The organism is Paenibacillus sp. PK3_47 (assembly GCF_023520895.1).
Taxonomy (GTDB): domain Bacteria; phylum Bacillota; class Bacilli; order Paenibacillales; family Paenibacillaceae; genus Paenibacillus_AQ.
Genome location: NZ_CP026029.1, coordinates 1,300,043 through 1,318,345, shown reverse-complemented (window position 1 = coordinate 1,318,345; position 18,303 = coordinate 1,300,043). Strand labels below are relative to the sequence as shown.

Here is an 18,303-nt window from a genome sequence, read left to right as displayed (position 1 = left end):
TTTTTTAGCGGGAATTGAACAATTATAGAAACAGCTTGGAGGGAAATTCACTTGTCAGCACAAGAATTGGATCTGCGCGATTATTTTCAGATTGTCAGGAAGAGACTGCTCATGATTGTCAGTATTGTTATCGTAGTATGTCTTCTTGCCGGCGTATACAGCCTCTACATTAAGGAACCCGTATACGAAGCTTCGACCAAGATTATTGTAAATCAGACACAGCAGGTACAGAATACAGCATCTCAGCTGGATTTGAACCAGATTAACACCAATATCCAATTGATCAATACGTACAAGGAAATTATCAAGACCCCGGCCATTCTCGATGTTGTGGCCAAGAATTACCCGGAGTTTGCTACAACTGCCGAAGAGCTGCTGAAGAAGGTTAATGTGAGTTCCGTAAATAATACGCAGGTGATGACACTTGTCGTTCGAGATAATTCGTACCAGAGAGCCGCAGAGATTGTGAATGCCATTTCACTTGTGTTCAAGCAGGAGATCCCTTCCCTGTTCAATGTACAGAATGTATCGATTCTGAATGAGGCCAAGCTGGATCCGCCTGTAGCACCGGGACCGGTTGAACCGAATGTAGTGATGAACCTGGCGATTGCTTTTATCGTGTCGCTAATGATCGGCCTCGGCATTGCCTTCCTGCTGGAGTATCTGGACGATACATTGAAGACGGAAGAGGATATCGAGAAATATCTGGGTCTGCCTACCATCGCAATGATTACCAGACTTGGTCAGGAAGAGACAAAGTCCACAGAACTGCAAGCACAGAAGTTATCCAGAAAGGCGGGAGAACTCGAACATGTCACAGCAGCCAAATAAACAACAACGCCATCTCATAACCGTGACGAACCCGCGCTCTCCGGTGTCGGAAGCGTTCCGCGCTTTGCGTACGAATATTGATTTTTCTTCGGTGGATGAACGAATTCAGATTATTATGGTGACCTCTACGGGCCCTGAAGAAGGAAAGTCTACAGTTACAGCCAATCTGGCCGCAGCCTATGCTCAAGCAGACAAGAAAGTGCTGCTGATCGATGGCGACTTGCGGAAGCCTACGGCACATAAGACATTTTCATTAAGTAACCGCTATGGACTGTCTTCGCTATTGTCCCAACAATCCAATTTGGCTGAGGTGCTTCAGGAGTCAGGAGTTCCGAATCTATCCATTATGACTTCAGGACCGATTCCGCCCAATCCCGCTGAGATGATGGCTTCTAACCGGATGAGCACAGTGCTGCAGGAACTCCGCCAGCAATTCGATGTCATTCTGGTCGATACTCCGCCGCTGCTGGCTGTTACTGATGCACAGATTGTCGCCTCCAAGAGTGACGGGGTCATTATGGTGGTCAGCTACGGCAAAGTAAAACGTGATATTGCTGCCAAAGCGAAGGGGAATCTGGATCGTGTGGGTGCCAAGATGCTGGGGGTAGTCCTCAATAATGTTAAGCGTAAAGCCAGTGAAGGCTATTATTACTATTACTACGGAAATTAATATTGTTGCGTAAAGAAAATTGTTATTTTTGGAGGCACTAAAAATGACAGCAAAAACAAGAGTGTTCTTGTTATTCCTCCTTGATCTGCTTATCATATGGTTCAGTATAGTTACTTCATATATGTTCCGGTTCCAGGATGGAATCCCGGATGATTATGTGGTGCAAATGCTGCAATTCGGATTAATCTCGTCTCTTGTCATTGGGGGAACCTTGGTTTATTTCGGTTTATACCGGCGTATGTGGCAGTATGCCAGCATTGGTGAAATAGTATCTATCCTAAAAGCGATCTTGGTAGGTGCATTATTATCGTACGGATTGGCTATGCTGCTGCTTCCGGCGCGCGTGCCTTTTGGCGTGGAAGTCAGATCGATGGAGACAATCCTGGTGTTGGTCGGGGGAGTGCGGTTCATCTGGAGAGTCTTCCATAATGACCGGATCAACAACAAGAATACGGAAACCCATGCCTTAATCGTAGGTGCCGGAGATTGCGGCATTCTTATTGCCAAGGAAATGATGGGGCCTTCGTTTGCCCATACCCGAATTATCGGCTTCATAGACGACAATCCCAACAAATATCACCTATCCATTCTTGGATGCCCCGTGCTGGGCAACAGATATGATCTGCCGCGTATTGTCAAAGAGAAGAATATTCATGAGATTATTATTGCCATGCCTTCCGTATCACGGACAGAAATTTCAGAGATTATCCAGCTTGCCAAGACAACTGGCGCGAAGCTGAAGATTATTCCTGCGCTGAATGACCTGATCGCCGGTAAAATATCAGTCAAGAAGCTTAGAGATGTCAGTGTAGAAGATTTGCTCGGACGTGAGCCTATTGTTGCGGATCTTAACGGGATTCTTGGTTATGTACATAACAAGACGGTTATGGTAACGGGTGCCGGGGGGTCTATAGGTTCGGAGCTATGCCGGCAGGTGCTGCCTTTTGCTCCGGAGAAGCTGCTGCTGCTGGGGCACGGGGAGAACAGTATTTATACAATTGAAATGGAGCTGCGCAAGAAGTTTCCAGAACTTGAGATCGTAACAGTAATCGCCGATGTGCAGGACCGCGCCCGGATGATGGATGTATTCGAGACCTTTAGACCGCATGTGGTCTTTCATGCGGCAGCGCACAAACATGTTCCCTTAATGGAGCGTAATCCTTCTGAAGCAATTAAGAACAATGTATTCGGAACCCGGAATGTGGCAGATTGCGCTGACCGTTATGGAGCGGAACGTTTTGTGATGATCTCATCGGACAAGGCCGTTAACCCGACCAGTGTGATGGGCGCAACCAAACGGATTGCCGAAATGTATGTACAGAGTTTACACACCACAAGCCGCACCAAATTCTCGGCTGTAAGGTTCGGTAACGTTCTCGGCAGCAGAGGCAGTGTGATTCCAGCCTTCAAGCAGCAGATCGCTGCCGGCGGCCCGGTCACTGTAACCCATCCCGAGATGGTCCGCTATTTTATGACCATTCCTGAAGCGGTACAGCTGGTTATTCAATCTGGTTCTTTTGCCAAAGGCGGGGAAGTATTCGTTCTTGATATGGGCAAACCGGTTAAGATCCTAACACTGGCGGAAGACCTGATTACATTGTCCGGCTATGAGCCTTACAAAGACATTGATATTGTATTCTCCGGTATTCGTGAAGGTGAGAAGCTCTATGAAGAGCTGTTGACCGACGAAGAGAATCTGGGATCTACGCAGCATAACCGTATATATATAGGTAAACCAAATGTGATCAGTCAGAATCAGCTTGAGCTGGAATTTAAGAGACTGGAACGTGTATTGACCGAAGAGCCGGAAGCTATTCGTGAAGTAATCAATCAGATTGTGCCGATGCAGCCTGTAGTCCAAGCGGCGATCAGCTAACTATTGTGTGGAGGTACAAGACGTGAAGAGATGGAAGAAAGTATTGATCTGGACGTTGTCAGTCGTCGTTGTACTTGGAGTGGGAGGCTTGTTTGCTGCAAATTATGCAGTGGACAAGCTGATGAATTCGATGGCTGGCGGTTTTGAGATTGAAGCGGATGATAACAGCGCTATTGTTGAACCGGCAGTGGCTGCAGGAGATGCATCTGCTGAACCAGCTGCAACGGAAAATCCAGTAGCAACAGAAGCACCTGCGAGTACTCCTGCTGCTGAAGCATATACTAATGAAGAGAATAGTGGAGAACAATCAGCTTCTGCTACCGATAAGCCTGCGGCTACTCCTGTTCCAACAGCTGAAGGTGTTGACGGGATCGCTCATATATCGACCGACAAAGCGCTGGAAGTACAAGATAGTGTCACTTTAACAGATAAAGCAAATGTTGCTGCGATTGTGGCTCAACAACTGAGTGTTTCGGATATTAAGAGACTTCAGGAGTTGGCCAGTGGTGGATTAACGAATGAAGAAAAGCGCGAAGCACGCAGTATTATTCTCGGGAAAGTATCGGAAGAACAATATAATGAACTCTCACAGATCGCGAAGAAATATGGTGTGAGTCAAGGCAGAACGCGTGATCAAATTATTGCTGAAGAAGAACAGATTAAAGCTCAGGAACAAGGGAGTGAGTAATGATGTCAAAAGCTAAAATACCAGCAGCAGCGCTCTTGTTAGTCATTTTAACAGGTGCTGCTCCCTTAACGGCTTCTGCTCCAATATCGGCTTCTGCGGCAGCTGTATCGGACTCTATTAAAGTACAGAGTATGAATGTAAAGATGATCTTTGACGGGGTGAATATCCAGCCTCCGGCAGGTCAACATGTATTCATTTATAACAACACTACTTATGTACCAATCCGGTTTGTTTCGTATGCTCTTCAGAAAAGTGTGAGCTGGGATGCCAAGAATCTGAAGGTTACTGTTGCTGAACCAACAAGTTCCGAGCTGGTGATCATCAAAGAATATCTGATGAATGCCGGCAACACAAACAATGCAGCAACGGCAAACAAAAGTATCGTTCTTAATAAGGTGAAAGCAAGTTACGTCTTTAACGGATCGGTTAAGGCTGTACCTGCCGGTCAAGCCAGTTATATGCTCAATGGTTCAATGTACGTTCCACTTCGCTTCCTGTCTGAGTCGGTAGGAAACAAGATTACCTGGGATCAGAAGACAAAAACAATAACTGCGGCTTCCGCTGGTTATCAGGAAGAGAACAATAATTTAACTGGAAGTAATACAACAGGTGGTAATGCATCCAATACTACGAAACCTTCTGCAACAGCAACTCCAGCACCGGCAGGTGGAGCAGCAGCTGGCGGTGGCGGAGCAGGTACAGGTACAGTCACATATAATCAGATTACCAGTGCGACAGAAGCCAAGCTTACAGCATTACGCTCTGAAAGTGCTTCTGCCTTAACTAGTCTTGCCATTCAATATGTCAGTGCAACGGATAGTGCTACGAAATCCAGCCTGCTTGCTAAAGGCCAACAGCAGCTTTCATCTTTCACTGCCAGCTTCAATAACATCATTGCGGATGCCGAGAAGCAGCTGACTGCTAATGGCTACAGCACAGAGATTATTAACCAGTACAGAGCAACTTTTGAAGCTGAATTGGAAGCAGGGAAGAAGATAGCTGAATCTATGGGGAATTAGAAATTATTCATTTATGGAGCACAACCTCCGCTCACATATTAATGAAGTTGAGGTTGTGTTCAAGTAATAAAATATCAGTTCTTAAAGGATCAGGTGAAGTGAAGCTATGAGGCCTTATGTCATTGTAAAACCAATCATCGACTTTCTATTGGCTCTAATCGGAATTCTCCTGTTATGGCCTTTTTTCTTGATTATTGCTATTGCAATTAAGTTAAGCTCCAAGGGACCAATCTTGTTCAGACAAAAGAGAATCGGTAAGAACAAGAAAGAGTTTTACATACTTAAGTTCAGAACTATGCGTACAGATACTCCTGCAGAAATGCCTACGCATTTATTGCAAGATCCGGATTTCTTCATTACTAATGTCGGTAAATTCCTGAGGAAAACAAGCCTGGATGAGCTTCCTCAGATCATAAATATTCTTAAAGGTGAAATGAGTATTATTGGGCCCCGTCCAGCTCTATGGAATCAATATGATTTGATTGCTGAACGGGATAAATATAGAGCAAACGATATTAAGCCTGGATTAACAGGATGGGCTCAGATTAATGGGCGGGATGAACTGCCTATTGAACAGAAAGCTAAGTTTGATGGTGAGTACTTAAACCTGTTGTCACTCTCATTTGATTTTAAAGTGTTTTTAAAGACTATTTTCAATGTATTAAAGAGCGAAGGTGTTATTGAAGGGAATGAGAAATCTAGGACCTATAAATATTGAGATTACAATGGTTTGGAGATTAATATGAAAATACTTATAACAGGTCAAAATGGTTATGTAGGCAATAAGTTTGCTGCGTGGTTGAAACAATGGCCAGAGGATTATAAAGTGGATTTTATATCTGTTAGAGATAATGAGTGGAAGAAACGGGATTTTTCTGAATATGACGTTTTATTTCATACAGCAGCATTAGTTCACAAAAAAGAAAAGCTAGAGTTGAGTGAATTATATGACAAAGTTAATAGGGATCTGACAGTTGAACTTTCAAAGAAGGCAAAAGAGGATAAAGTTAGTCAATTTGTGTTCTTGAGTTCAATGGCAGTTTTTGGAGTGGAAGGGAGTACAAGACGTGAGGTAATAATAGGTAACAGTACTACAGAACAGCCTAGCACTTTATATGGAAAATCGAAGTTTAAAGCTGAGAATGAAATTAAAGAGATGGAAAGTGAGAATTTTAAAGTAACAATAATCAGACCTCCTATTATTTATGGACCGGATTGTCCAGGAAATTACTCGAAGTTGAAAAAGTTGGTGCTTATAACCCCGCTGTTTCCTCGAATAAATAATAAGAGAAGTATGCTTTATATAGATAACTTATCTGATTACATACGCGGGTTAATCGATCGGGGGGAAAGAGGTACGTTTCATCCTCAAAACAAACAATATGTTGATATTCAAGAGCTTGTTAATCAGATAGCATCAACTAATCATAAGCGGATAGTATTTTCTAGTCTTCTCGCGAGATTTATTTCGATTATTCCTGAATTTAAAATTTTCAACAAGCTATTTGGTTCATTAGTTTATGATTATAAGCTATCAGGAGATAACTTAGTGGAAGTTGAGGAGTTTGAAAATACAATTAAAAAAAGTAATTAATAATTGGAGTATATACTATGGGCGATAAAAAATATTCTGTATTAATGTCTATATATTTCAAAGAAAATCCTAATTATTTGCGTGAAAGTATAGAAAGTATGCTGCAGCAAACTTTAAAGCCAGATGAAATAATTATAGTTAAGGATGGTACTCTGACACCGGCCCTTGAGCAGGTATTGAATGAGTTTGCTAATGAGCCCTGTCTGAAAATCATACCTTTAAGCGAGAACAAAGGCTTGGGAGAAGCTTTAAACATCGGTATGGATTATTGTAAAAATGAAATTATAGCTCGTATGGATACAGATGATATTTCTAAAAAAGATAGATGCGAGAAGCAATTTAAACTGTTTGAAGAAAATGAGTTGCTCTCAATTGTTAGTTCATCAATTATGGAATTTGAGGTTGATGTGGATAATGTGAAGGCAATAAAAAGACTTCCATTAACGCATGAACAAATTCTAAAGTTTGCGAAAAAAAGAAATCCATTTAATCATCCTGCTGTAATGTATAAGAAGTCAGTCGTGTTACAGGCTGGGGGATATAAGCATTTTGAGCTGTTTGAAGATTATTATTTATGGGCAAGAATTCTTATGAACAATGCCATCGGTGCGAATATCGATGAACCTTTACTCTATATGCGTGCTAATAGAAACATGTATAAGAGGAGAGGAGGAATTTCTTATTTTAAGTGTATCATTCATTTTAAGTGGCATCTAAGAAAGATAGGGTTTTATTCGTTTTTCGATTTTCTTACGTCTGCATTTGCTCAGGGCGCGGTGGCAGTTTTACCTAATAATATAAGAATGAAGATTTATAAGATCTTTTTAAGAACTGATACAAAGAATAATATATAAAGCCTGATAGATTGAGGATTCAATAGTTTTTACAATAGATGTTAGGGGGATAATAAATGAATTTATGTTTAGGGGTTGTTCTATATTATCCCAGTCAAGATAATATAAATAATATACTTTTGTATTCAAAATTTATAAACAAGATATATATATATGATAATACAGAAGATTCCGATTTAAAAAATGCGGATTTATTCTCAAATAATGAGTTCTATTGTTATATGCCTCAAAAAAGAAACATGGGAATGGCTAAGGCTCTAAACGATTTATGCAATAGAGCAATTAAAGACGGATATGATTATATTATTACCATGGATCAAGACAGTGTTTTCGAACATTCAAATTTAAATGTACTATTAGAGTTTATTTTAACTAATAATTTAGAAAATGTTGGAATTATTGCTCCTAAGATATTGTACTCCAATTGGAAATCTAACACGATTGAAAAAGAACTAAAGGCAAGTAATGACTCTAATGAAAATAGTATTGTTGATTGGGTTATTACATCGGGTAGTGTAATGAATCTCAAAGCGTACTTGAGCACTTCTGGGTTTGATGAGAACTACTTTATTGACAGATTAGATTATGATTACTGTAAGCAGTTAAACTCCTTGGGATTTAAGGTAGTTGTTCTAAATAGGTCTTTTCTGAATCAAAGACTAGGTGAAGGTACTAGGAACTTATTTGGAGTTCAATATTCGGAACACAATACTTTGAGAAACTATTATATCTTCAGAAATAGACTGTATTACTCAGATAAACATCTTGTGGGATTAAAAAAGTTTACGTTTAGCTTCCTCGGAGGGTTAAGACAGATTTTTTTTATTATACTTTTTGACAAAAATAAAAGTGAGAAAATTAGAATGATAATTAAAGCTTATCAAGATTATGTAAAGAGAAGAATGAATAAATATAATCCAACTAGGTGATGGTGAAATGAATGATGCTTAGAGAGAAGAAGATAATATTACGTGTTATGGGGGGGCTGGGGAATCAGTTATTCCAATACGGATATGCCAGGTATCTTCAAGAAATTTATGATGCTGATATTTATTTGGATTTACAAGAGTACAAGAAGTATAAGGTACGTAGCTTTTCATTAGACAATTTCCAACTTAACGATAGAATTCATATTTTCGATAAAAATAAAATTTCAAAAAAAGATTTTCTTCTATATACAATTACTAGGAAGATGTATCATTTGATGCAATATTGTGTAAGGAAAATTACCAGGAAAAATAAAATGGGAAATACCTTATTTGATTTACTTACGAGAATGGGGCTTATATATAACTTCGATGTATTTTATTACAAGCATAAAAAGATTGATAAAGTCAGAAATCTATTTGTTTATGGTTATTTTCAAAGCCCATTCTATTTTGATCTTATCGAGGAAGAATTGAGAAAAGAATTAATTGTTAAGAAGGAATTCATGAACAATCATCATGATCTATTGAATGAAGTTTCTTCGACTAATAGTGTTGCAGTGAGTATTAGGTGCGGCTCAGATTATCTTAGTACTGATTTAAATGTTTTTTCCGAGGAATTTTTTTATAAGAGTATGAAACATATTGAAAACCATGTTAGTGATGCGAAATTTTATATATTTAGTGATGATATTAAGAAGTGTAAAGAACTTTTTTCTTTTAAACAAGAAGTAACCTATTTAGATAATATGACCGATTATGAAGGTATTTCTATTATGACGAATTGCAAGCACTTCGTTATTTCAAATAGTTCTTTTTCATGGTTTGGAGCATACTTATCAACTAATGTTGATAAGATTATTATCGCTCCAAAAATGTGGTATAGGAAAAAAAATGAAGGTGAAGATATATATTTGCCAAATATGATACGGATGTAAGGATAGGCAAATAGACAGCGATTATATTTATGCAAATGCTTTAAACATTTTATAAATATAATGAATAATTTTGGCCCAAAACCAAAAATAGCGGTTGAAAATTAAAATGTAAAAAAACGTGGATAGAAATGGAAAAACATCTGCAAATCCTGTAATGTTGTAAGTCCTACCAAACAACACGAAAAGGATATGACAGATGCCCATCCAGTATATCAACGAACTGCTCGGATTACCAGAGCTACAACTTCTTAGCGTGGTCTCGATCCAGGAAACAGAAGTACATCTAGAAGCCTCACCGGTAGCCTACAAACAAGCCTGTCCCCTCTGCCACTCCGAAGAAGCGGTAAAGCGAGACGGCCGTAATACGACGCGTAAGATTCGTCATATCAGCATGGTAAAAAGTGTTTTTTACACATTCCCTCACTACGCTTGGCCTGCTCGTGCTGCAATATTGGATTTGTTTGGTCGTATTCGTGTGTGGGCTCCAAGGAACGATATAGTCGTGCTTTTCGCTTGCAAACCGTAAACCAGGCATTAGGCTCCACGGCAGCGCATAGTGCCAGAATGCAAGAAGCACCGACTAGCACCGTTCAGCGCATGCATCAGAAAGCTCTTCCAGCAAAGAGCGATCGTTTGCTCCAGCAAGCCTGGCATCAAGCGAAAGAACAGACGGATCTAGTGCTCGGCATCGACGATTTTGCGATTAAAAAGGGTCACACCTACAACACCGGTATTCACGATCTTCGAGGCGAAACTATGCTCGACCTACTTTTGGGTCGAAAGCTGGATGCGTTACGCACGTATGCCGAGCAGCATCCTGAATTTAGACCTGAATCCCAAGGCTGTCGTCATGGATCTGGCTCAAGCGTATCACACCTGGATCAGTGAGTGTTTTCCAAAGGCGATTTGAATTGCTGACCGCTTTCACGTTCATGGTTATGTCATTGAAAGTGTCCAAGCCGTCCGGAAATCCGTTCAATCTACTCTTTCCCCCCGGGCTAAAGGGATCTTAAAAAGTCATCATCGACTGTTAAATCCACCGGCAGATTCCTTACCGGATAAGAGCAAAACTCAGCTCATTCAACTACTGGCCTTCTCTCCGATATTGCGTGAGGTATGGGAATGGAAAGAATCCTTCTCCCGGTGGTATGATTATTCCCCGAACTTTGATGTGGCACGGCTTTGTTTTATTCGTTGGTGTCAGCAAGGAGAAGGTATCGAGCATGAAGCTGTGCAAAACGCTTTGAAAACGATGCGGAACTGGGAAGAGGAAATCGTGAACCCATCATTACCGTTGGACGAACGCGACAGTCGAAGGACGGCATAATCGTATTAAAGCGTACCAACGCCGACATTATTTCACGCGCAATCGTCGATATTACAAAGCCAGGATTTTAATTGAATGCAATCGGCAACGCTTATCAGGGTGAGAATATCAACCGCTAATTATTAGGTTGAGCCCGTATAAGTTCTTATTATTTTGAAAATGATTTTGGAGGCTGCCATGATCCTTTATTTTTTTTCTGCATGTATTTATTTTTTAAATTTAATTACTGTAGTTTTTAAGAAAAAGTCAAGACTTTTTGCAATTTTGCTTTTTGTCCTAATGTTTATTTTAATGACAGCCACTAATAATAGTAATGGAGAGAACGGTGATTATAGAGCATACTCCAATCTTTACAATCATTTTTTGAATGGTGGAACTCTAGCAAATATTGCTGGTTATCAGACTGATTTTGGTTATATGACCTTGTTGTATTGGGTATCAAAACTAAATATTACTTATAACGCTTTTTTGGTTTTGATTTCAATAATCAGCTTTTTTTTGATAAGATCCACTGTTAAGAAGATAACCAATAATTATAATGCTGTCCTGGTTTTTTATACTATATTTCCATTTTTTTATGATGCCATCCAATTTAGATTTTTCTTTGCCTATTCAATCATAGTTTTTGCTCTCAGATATCTATTATTTGAAAATAATAAAGATTATAAGAAATATTTTATATTAGTACTATTTGCATCGTTATTTCATTTGACGGCTCTTTTTTATTTTGTGTATTTTTTGGTTTTTCTAAATTTTAAAACGCTTCTAAAAGCTTTAGGTATATTGAGTTTTATTATTACATTATATTTATTTATCTCAAATATAAGTATTGTTAATATCATTAATAATATTATATCTTATGATAAAATTGAACAATATTCTGTGGGGAATATTGGTTATGACTTGAATCCTCTAACTTCTTTTGCAATTATTTTTTTTATGATATTTTTTGTTTTTATAATAACCTATATAAATAAAAAAAACGAAAGCCATACCACAAATTATTTATTGTTATTGAATATTATTAATTTGCTCATTTTACCATTTCTTTTAGTATCACTTGATTTTGAGAGGTTTATCAGGCCAGTGTTGTTCATTAATTATGCTGTAATCTCAAAAGAAGTATTTAATTTAAACTCTAGAGCAAGGGCAGTTCTGCTTTTTAGTTTATTAACCATACTTTTTTTAAGATTTTATATGATGAAAGACTCAGCTTTAATATTATTGGAAAATAATTATATTTTTAGCTTCTTTGTTTCGAATTAATTTTTTTATTTGAAAAAGCATTTTGAACTTAATACTGGAGGAAGTCTTATATGCGGAATGCTCTATATATAGTTTATGACTATGAAAATTATAAGAATAAAATTTCCGGTCAACTTAACGCTATTTCGGCTTATCGTTATAATACATTTTTATTAACAATTAATGCCCAGGGGGAATGTTTTTTATATGAATATGTAAATAAAAATTTAATTGAGATTGAGCGAGTGAAAATAAATGGCTATAAAAAATATACATTAGTAAATAGGAGGAATTTGAGAGATCTAATTCAAAAATATCTCTTGAAATATGATTTTAAAGCTATTTATTTTAGAAGGTTGGGACTTGATATTACAGGATGGGCAGGGATATTTAAAAAAATAAAAGAAGATTCAACTAGATTGATTTTTTATGAATTTCCTACCTATCCTTTTGATAAGATAAAAACAATGAAATATCAGGTGGCTAATTTATTTGAAAAAATCTATTTCAACCTTTTTATTTACAAGTATTTAGATTTTATTCCTGTTATATTACAAAATGATTGTGTATTAGATAAAAAAATGATTCCTTTTAATAATGGAATTGATGAAAAAATGCTAACTGCCAAAAATGAAAACCAAACTGAATTATCTAATACAATAAATGTATTGGCCTTGGCACATGTTAACTACTGGCATGGTTATGATAGAGCATTAAAGAGTATAGCGTTATACAAGGGGAAATTAAATATTATTTTGGATATAATTAGCGACGAAACTCAAGAAATTCTAAACTTGAAAAAAATGTCTTTAGAACTTGGGATAGAGAAAAATGTTAATTTTATAAAATATAATGATGTAGATAATTTAGATGCTATGCTATCAAATTATCATGTTGCGCTAGGAGGAATAGGATATTTTAGAAGAAATGCAAAATATGATACTTCTATAAAGAATAAAGAGTATTGCGCTAAAGGCTTGCCTTTTATAATAACAAACACTGATTTGTCATTTCCCCAAAGTTTCAAATATCAATTTCAAATATCAAAAGATGAAACAATTTTTGATTGGGACATGATAATAAGTTGGTATAAAAGTTTTAAGGACGAAGATTATAAGAATGAAATGATAAGATTTGCTGAAGATAACCTGCTTTATGTAAAACAAATGAAAAATGTTTTGGAAAAAATGAGTTATGAAAGGTAAATAGTAGATGAAAGAAATCACGAAAAATTATCTGTATAATGTAAGTTATCAGATTTTAAATATTATTTTACCTTTAATAACAATTCCATATCTATCTAGAGTAATTGGTCCTGAGATGCTAGGTAAATACTCTTATACTCAATCAATTGCATATTACTTTGTAGTTATTGCTATGTTAGGGTTAAATAATTATGGAAATAAAACTATAGCTTCTGTTAAAGATAATAACAAAATATTAAGTAAAACTTTTTTGAGTATTTATGTAATACAATTAATTAGTTCTTTAATTGTTATATTTTTTTACATATTGTTTATTTTTTTTACTAAGGATGAATCATTACTTCTAATTATATGGTTAATATATGTATGTTCTACGGCCTTCGATATCAATTGGTTTTATTTTGGCTTGGAAAAATTCAAACTAACCGTTGTACGGAATATGATTATTAAAGTTATCTCTGTTCTTTTAATATTTTTGTTTGTTCACTCAAAAGAGGATGTATGGGTTTACGCCCTTATTACTGCGTTGAGTGCACTAATAAGTCAAGCTGTTTTATGGGTGACAATTAAAAAATACATCACCTTTTCCCTTGTGAAATTTATAGAAGTTAAGAAACATGTACTACCAATTATCACTTTGTTTATACCAGTGATTGCAGTGAGCATTTATACAATCATGGATAAAATTATGTTAGGTAAGTTGAGTGGGATGGAGGAAACTGGATATTTTGATAGTGCTCAAAGAATAATGATAGTTCCAACAAGTTTAATTACAGCTTTAGGAACTGTGATGTTGCCAAGAATATCTAATTTAATTGCGAAAAATGAAACAAGTAAAATAAATCTTTTAATTTCTAATTCTATGCTTTATTCATCTGTCACCTCAATTGCAATCTCATCTGGTCTGGCGGCTATTTCACCTATTTTCACACCAATATTCTTTGGTAAGAATTTTATACCTACTAGTGATATTATGATAATTTTATCAATAAGTGTAATATTTATTGCTTGGGCTAATGTTATTCGTACTCAATATCTAATACCTAATAATTATGTGAATGTTTATATAATTTCAGTGATAATAGGGGCTTTGGTGAATCTTATTGCTAATCTATTGTTGATACCAAGCCTAGGAGCAAAAGGCGCAGCTATAGGAACAGTAATCGCTGAGTTTACAGTAATGATTTATCAAATGTGGGTTGTTAGATTGCAATTGAAAATCAGCAGTTACCTCAAAGATTCAATACCATTTTTTGTAATTGGAGTGGCGATGTTTTTTTTAGTGAGGTTGATAGGACAATATTTCGGTACCACGGTAGTGTCTCTTATTATTCAAATTGTAGTAGGTTTTTTATTTTATTTAAGTTTAAGTGCTATTTATTTTCTTTTGAATAAAGAAAAACTTGAAATGATAAAATACAAAAAAAGGAGTGAAATAGATAAATGAAAATTGCAGTAGCAGGAACTGGATATGTTGGATTATCGAATGCAGTTTTACTGTCCCAACATAATGAAGTAACGGCATTTGACATTGACAGTCAGAAAGTGGACATGATTAATAATAAAAAATCACCTATTATTGATAATGATATTGAACACTTTCTTGCAAGTGAAAAATTAAATTTGACTGCTACAACCGATGTAGCCCAAGCGTTCGATCAAGCTGAATATATTATTATTTCGACACCTACCAATTATGATCCGGAAAAGAACTATTTTGATACTAGTAGTGTAGAAGAAGTAATTGAGCAGGTGATTAAATTTAATACTGCTGCAACAGTAATTATTAAGTCTACAGTTCCTGTTGGCTATACAAACTCCATTAGAGAAAAATATGAAAGTAGTAATATTATCTTTTCACCTGAGTTTTTAAGAGAAGGAAAAGCACTTCATGATAATTTATATCCATCTCGAATTATAGTGGGTGAACAATCAGAAAGGGCCAAAATATTTGCTGACTTGTTGATTCAAGGAGCTTTAAAAGAAGAGATTGAAGTACTCTTTACAAATTCCACTGAAGCTGAAGCTATTAAGCTATTTGCTAATACCTATTTAGCAATGAGAGTCGCATTTTTTAATGAATTGGATTCTTATGCTGAAGTTAGAGGCCTTGATGCCAAACAAATCATTGATGGTGTGGGACTTGATCCGAGAATTGGAAATCACTATAACAATCCCTCATTCGGCTATGGCGGTTACTGTCTGCCTAAGGATACCAAACAGTTATTAGCCAACTACGAGAATGTCCCTAACAATATTATTGCTGCTATTGTTGATGCTAATCGTACCCGGAAAGATCATGTTGCTGAGATGATTCTTCAAAGAAAACCAAAAATTGTAGGTATCTATAGATTAACAATGAAACTTGATTCGGATAATTTTCGTCAGTCTGCAATTCAAGGAGTCATGAAGAGGATTGAGGCTAGAGGCATTGAAATCATTGTGTATGAGCCTAATCTTCAGGATGAACAATTCTATAACTCTCGAGTGGTTAATAACTTTTCAAAATTCAAGGAGCTTTCTGATGTAATCGTAGCAAACCGGTTATCAGATGATTTACAAGATGTTTGTCATAAAGTATATACAAGAGATCTATTTGGAAGAGATTAATTTGCGGAGGTGCTTTATTTGAAAGGCATAATCCTAGCAGGCGGCAGCGGAACCCGCCTCTATCCACTAACCATGGTAACCAGTAAGCAACTGTTGCCCGTGTACGACAAACCCATGATCTATTACCCACTTTCTACCCTTATGCTAGCAGGAATTAGGGAAATTCTCATTATTTCTACACCTGAAGATACCCCGAGATTCGAAAGTCTCTTGGGAGACGGATCACAGTTTGGTATCTCACTCCAATACAAAGTGCAGCCAAGCCCTGACGGTTTGGCTCAGGCATTTATTTTAGGAGAATCGTTTATCGGGGACGACTCCGTGGCAATGATTCTTGGTGATAATATTTACTACGGTAATGGGATGCGGAAAATGCTGAAGCGGGCTTCGGAAAAGGAACAGGGTGCCACTGTATTTGGGTACCATGTACAAGATCCGGAGCGTTTTGGCGTGGTAGAGTTTAATGAAGATGGCAAGGTACTAAGCGTAGAAGAGAAGCCTGCTGATCCTAAATCGAATTATGCTATTACGGGTTTGTATTTCTATGATAATCGTGTTGTTGAGATTGCCAAGAATGTTAAGCCTTCTGTAAGAGGCGAACTTGAGATTACCTCGATTAATGAAACCTATCTTGAGTTTGGTGAATTAGATGTAGAGTTATTGGGCAGGGGTTTCACTTGGCTGGATACTGGAACGCATCAGAGTCTTGTGGATGCGACTAATTTTGTCAGAACGATTGAGGATCATCAGGGAGTTAAAATCGCAGCGCTTGAGGAAATTGCCTACATCAATGGCTGGATTACTAAAGAGCACTTATTGAAATGTGGCCAGAAGTTAAGCAAGACGGGTTATGGTCAATATCTGATTAAAGTGGCTACCGGGAAAATTCAATATTAAGCACTGAGGGGTGAACGAAGTGAAGCTGACAGAAACGGCGCTGCCAGGTGTTTATATTGTGGAACCAGCAGTATTTGGAGATCATCGTGGATGGTTCATGGAAACCTTCAGTGATGCGAATTTCAAAGAGCAGGGGATTGATATTACTTTTGTACAAGATAATCAGTCCTATTCAGCTGTAAAAGGAACACTTAGAGGCCTGCATTATCAATTAAATCCGAAGGCGCAGACCAAGCTTGTCCGTTGCACATGCGGAGTCATTTATGATGTAGCTGTAGATATCAGAGAGGGAAGTCCTACTTACAGCAAATGGTTCGGTGTGGAATTGAGTGCGGAGAATAAGAAGCAGCTGCTCATTCCGAAAGGCTTTGCACATGGGTTCATGACGTTGACAGAGGATGTTGAAGTACAGTATAAATGTGATGAGCTGTATGCGCCGGAATGCGATGGCGGTATTCTCTGGAATGACCCTGCGATTGGTGTGGAGTGGCCTATGGATATAACACCTATACTATCCGGTAAAGATGAGAATGCTCCGCTCCTGAAAGATGCTGCAATAAATTTTACATATGAAAGCTAAAACCCTGAAAGAATGAATTGAGGTGCATGATGAGCAGGAAGAAATTGCTGATTACAGGTGGTGCCGGTTTTATCGGCGGTAACTTTGTACAATACATGGTTGATAAATACGCTGATTATGATATTACTAACCTGGATTTGCTGACTTATGCGGGTGAACTGGCTAAGCATGTTGAGACTGAAAAAAAGCCCAATTACCGTTTCGTACAGGCTGATATTGCTGACCGTGAGGCAGTGATGTCGCTTTTTGAACAAGAAAAGTTTGATTATGTGGTGCATTTTGCCGCTGAAAGCCATGTAGACCGATCTATTACGGACCCGGCGGTATTCGTGCGTACGAATGTAATGGGTACACAAGTGTTGCTTGATGCTTCCAAAAAAATTGGAATCTCCAAGTTTGTTCATGTATCTACAGATGAGGTGTATGGAGAACTGGATTTTGATCCCACTGTATTTTTCACAGAGGAAACTCCATTGCAGCCAAACAGCCCGTACAGTGCAAGCAAGGCTGCTTCAGATTTGCTCGTCCGTGCTTATCATGAGACCTTTGGTCTACCGATGAATATTACGCGCTGCTCTAATAACTATGGGCCTTATCATTTTCCTGAAAAGCTGATCCCGCTGACGATTTCCAAGGTAATGAATGAGCAGAAGGTTCCGGTCTATGGTGATGGCAAGAATATCCGTGACTGGCTGCATGTATGGGATCACTGTGCGGCTATTGACCTCGTGCTGCATGAAGGTGTAAGTGGCAAAGTGTATAATGTGGGTGGCCATAATGAGCGGACGAACCTTGAAGTCGTTAAGACCATCATCCAAACATTAGGTAAATCGGAAGATTTAATTGAATTTGTGACCGACCGGTTAGGTCATGACAAGCGTTATGCGATTGATCCAACCAAGCTGGAGAATTTGGGCTGGAGACCTACGTATACGTTTGAGACAGGAATAGCCCAGACTATTCAATGGTATATTGACAACACCGAATGGTGGAAGTCTATCCTTAGCGGCGAATACCGGAAAGCCTATGAGAACTAAATCTAT

17 protein-coding genes and 1 pseudogene are annotated in these 18,303 nt (G+C 37.7%); all 18 read left to right on the top strand.

Going from position 1 to position 18,303, the window contains the following annotated elements; genetic code table 11:
* Positions 1-51: 51 nt before the first annotated feature.
* Positions 52-831: a YveK family protein gene (locus C2I18_RS06000; RefSeq protein WP_249900354.1), complete on the top strand. Its 780-nt coding sequence runs from the start codon at positions 52-54 to the stop codon at positions 829-831.
* Complete coding sequence (locus C2I18_RS05995) at positions 812-1,501, top strand: CpsD/CapB family tyrosine-protein kinase (protein ID WP_249900353.1); 690 nt, start codon at positions 812-814, stop codon at positions 1,499-1,501. Before C2I18_RS06000 ends, C2I18_RS05995 begins: the two co-directional genes overlap by 20 nt.
* Positions 1,502-1,544: 43 nt before the next feature.
* The gene (locus C2I18_RS05990; RefSeq protein WP_249900352.1) at positions 1,545-3,377 is read left to right on the top strand and encodes a polysaccharide biosynthesis protein; all 1,833 of its coding nucleotides are present in this window, start codon (positions 1,545-1,547) and stop codon (positions 3,375-3,377) included.
* A gap of 22 nt (positions 3,378-3,399) precedes the next feature.
* Complete coding sequence (locus C2I18_RS05985) at positions 3,400-4,065, top strand: hypothetical protein (protein WP_249900351.1); 666 nt, start codon at positions 3,400-3,402, stop codon at positions 4,063-4,065.
* Positions 4,065-5,084 carry a copper amine oxidase N-terminal domain-containing protein gene (locus tag C2I18_RS05980; RefSeq protein WP_249900350.1) on the top strand — a complete coding sequence of 340 codons (1,020 nt, stop codon included), beginning with the start codon at positions 4,065-4,067 and terminating at the stop codon, positions 5,082-5,084. The genes C2I18_RS05985 and C2I18_RS05980 overlap by 1 nt, the downstream gene beginning before the upstream one ends.
* Positions 5,085-5,190: 106 nt before the next feature.
* Entirely contained in the window at positions 5,191-5,802 is a 612-nt protein-coding gene (locus C2I18_RS05975) for a sugar transferase (protein ID WP_249900349.1), read from the top strand.
* A gap of 24 nt (positions 5,803-5,826) precedes the next feature.
* Positions 5,827-6,678: an NAD-dependent epimerase/dehydratase family protein gene (locus tag C2I18_RS05970; RefSeq protein WP_249900348.1), complete on the top strand. Its 852-nt coding sequence runs from the start codon at positions 5,827-5,829 to the stop codon at positions 6,676-6,678.
* 17 nt (positions 6,679-6,695) lie between these two features.
* The gene (locus tag C2I18_RS05965; protein ID WP_249900347.1) at positions 6,696-7,532 is read left to right on the top strand and encodes a glycosyltransferase; all 837 of its coding nucleotides are present in this window, start codon (positions 6,696-6,698) and stop codon (positions 7,530-7,532) included.
* A 56-nt stretch (positions 7,533-7,588) separates the two neighbouring features.
* On the top strand, positions 7,589-8,461 hold the full coding sequence (locus tag C2I18_RS05960) for a glycosyltransferase (protein WP_249900346.1): 873 nt from the start codon (positions 7,589-7,591) through the stop codon (positions 8,459-8,461).
* A gap of 11 nt (positions 8,462-8,472) precedes the next feature.
* On the top strand, positions 8,473-9,396 hold the full coding sequence (locus C2I18_RS05955; RefSeq protein WP_249900345.1) for an alpha-1,2-fucosyltransferase: 924 nt from the start codon (positions 8,473-8,475) through the stop codon (positions 9,394-9,396).
* A 196-nt stretch (positions 9,397-9,592) separates the two neighbouring features.
* Positions 9,593-10,826, top strand: a pseudogene (locus tag C2I18_RS29790) (ISL3 family transposase).
* A gap of 56 nt (positions 10,827-10,882) precedes the next feature.
* Positions 10,883-11,989 (top strand): EpsG family protein, encoded by a 1,107-nt coding sequence (locus C2I18_RS05945; RefSeq protein WP_249902021.1) that lies wholly within the window; start codon positions 10,883-10,885, stop codon positions 11,987-11,989.
* Positions 11,990-12,039: 50 nt separating this feature from the next.
* Complete coding sequence (locus tag C2I18_RS05940) at positions 12,040-13,173, top strand: glycosyltransferase (RefSeq protein WP_249900344.1); 1,134 nt, start codon at positions 12,040-12,042, stop codon at positions 13,171-13,173.
* A gap of 7 nt (positions 13,174-13,180) precedes the next feature.
* The gene (locus C2I18_RS05935; RefSeq protein ID WP_249900343.1) at positions 13,181-14,620 is read left to right on the top strand and encodes a flippase; all 1,440 of its coding nucleotides are present in this window, start codon (positions 13,181-13,183) and stop codon (positions 14,618-14,620) included.
* Entirely contained in the window at positions 14,617-15,783 is a 1,167-nt protein-coding gene (locus C2I18_RS05930; RefSeq protein WP_249900342.1) for a nucleotide sugar dehydrogenase, read from the top strand. The genes C2I18_RS05935 and C2I18_RS05930 overlap by 4 nt, the downstream gene beginning before the upstream one ends.
* An 18-nt stretch (positions 15,784-15,801) precedes the next feature.
* Entirely contained in the window at positions 15,802-16,680 is an 879-nt protein-coding gene (gene rfbA / locus C2I18_RS05925) for a glucose-1-phosphate thymidylyltransferase RfbA (protein ID WP_249900341.1), read from the top strand.
* A 19-nt stretch (positions 16,681-16,699) separates the two neighbouring features.
* Complete coding sequence (rfbC, locus tag C2I18_RS05920) at positions 16,700-17,260, top strand: dTDP-4-dehydrorhamnose 3,5-epimerase (protein ID WP_249902020.1); 561 nt, start codon at positions 16,700-16,702, stop codon at positions 17,258-17,260.
* 29 nt (positions 17,261-17,289) lie between these two features.
* Positions 17,290-18,297: a dTDP-glucose 4,6-dehydratase gene (rfbB, locus tag C2I18_RS05915; protein ID WP_249902019.1), complete on the top strand. Its 1,008-nt coding sequence runs from the start codon at positions 17,290-17,292 to the stop codon at positions 18,295-18,297.
* The last annotated feature ends 6 nt before the right edge of the window (positions 18,298-18,303 follow it).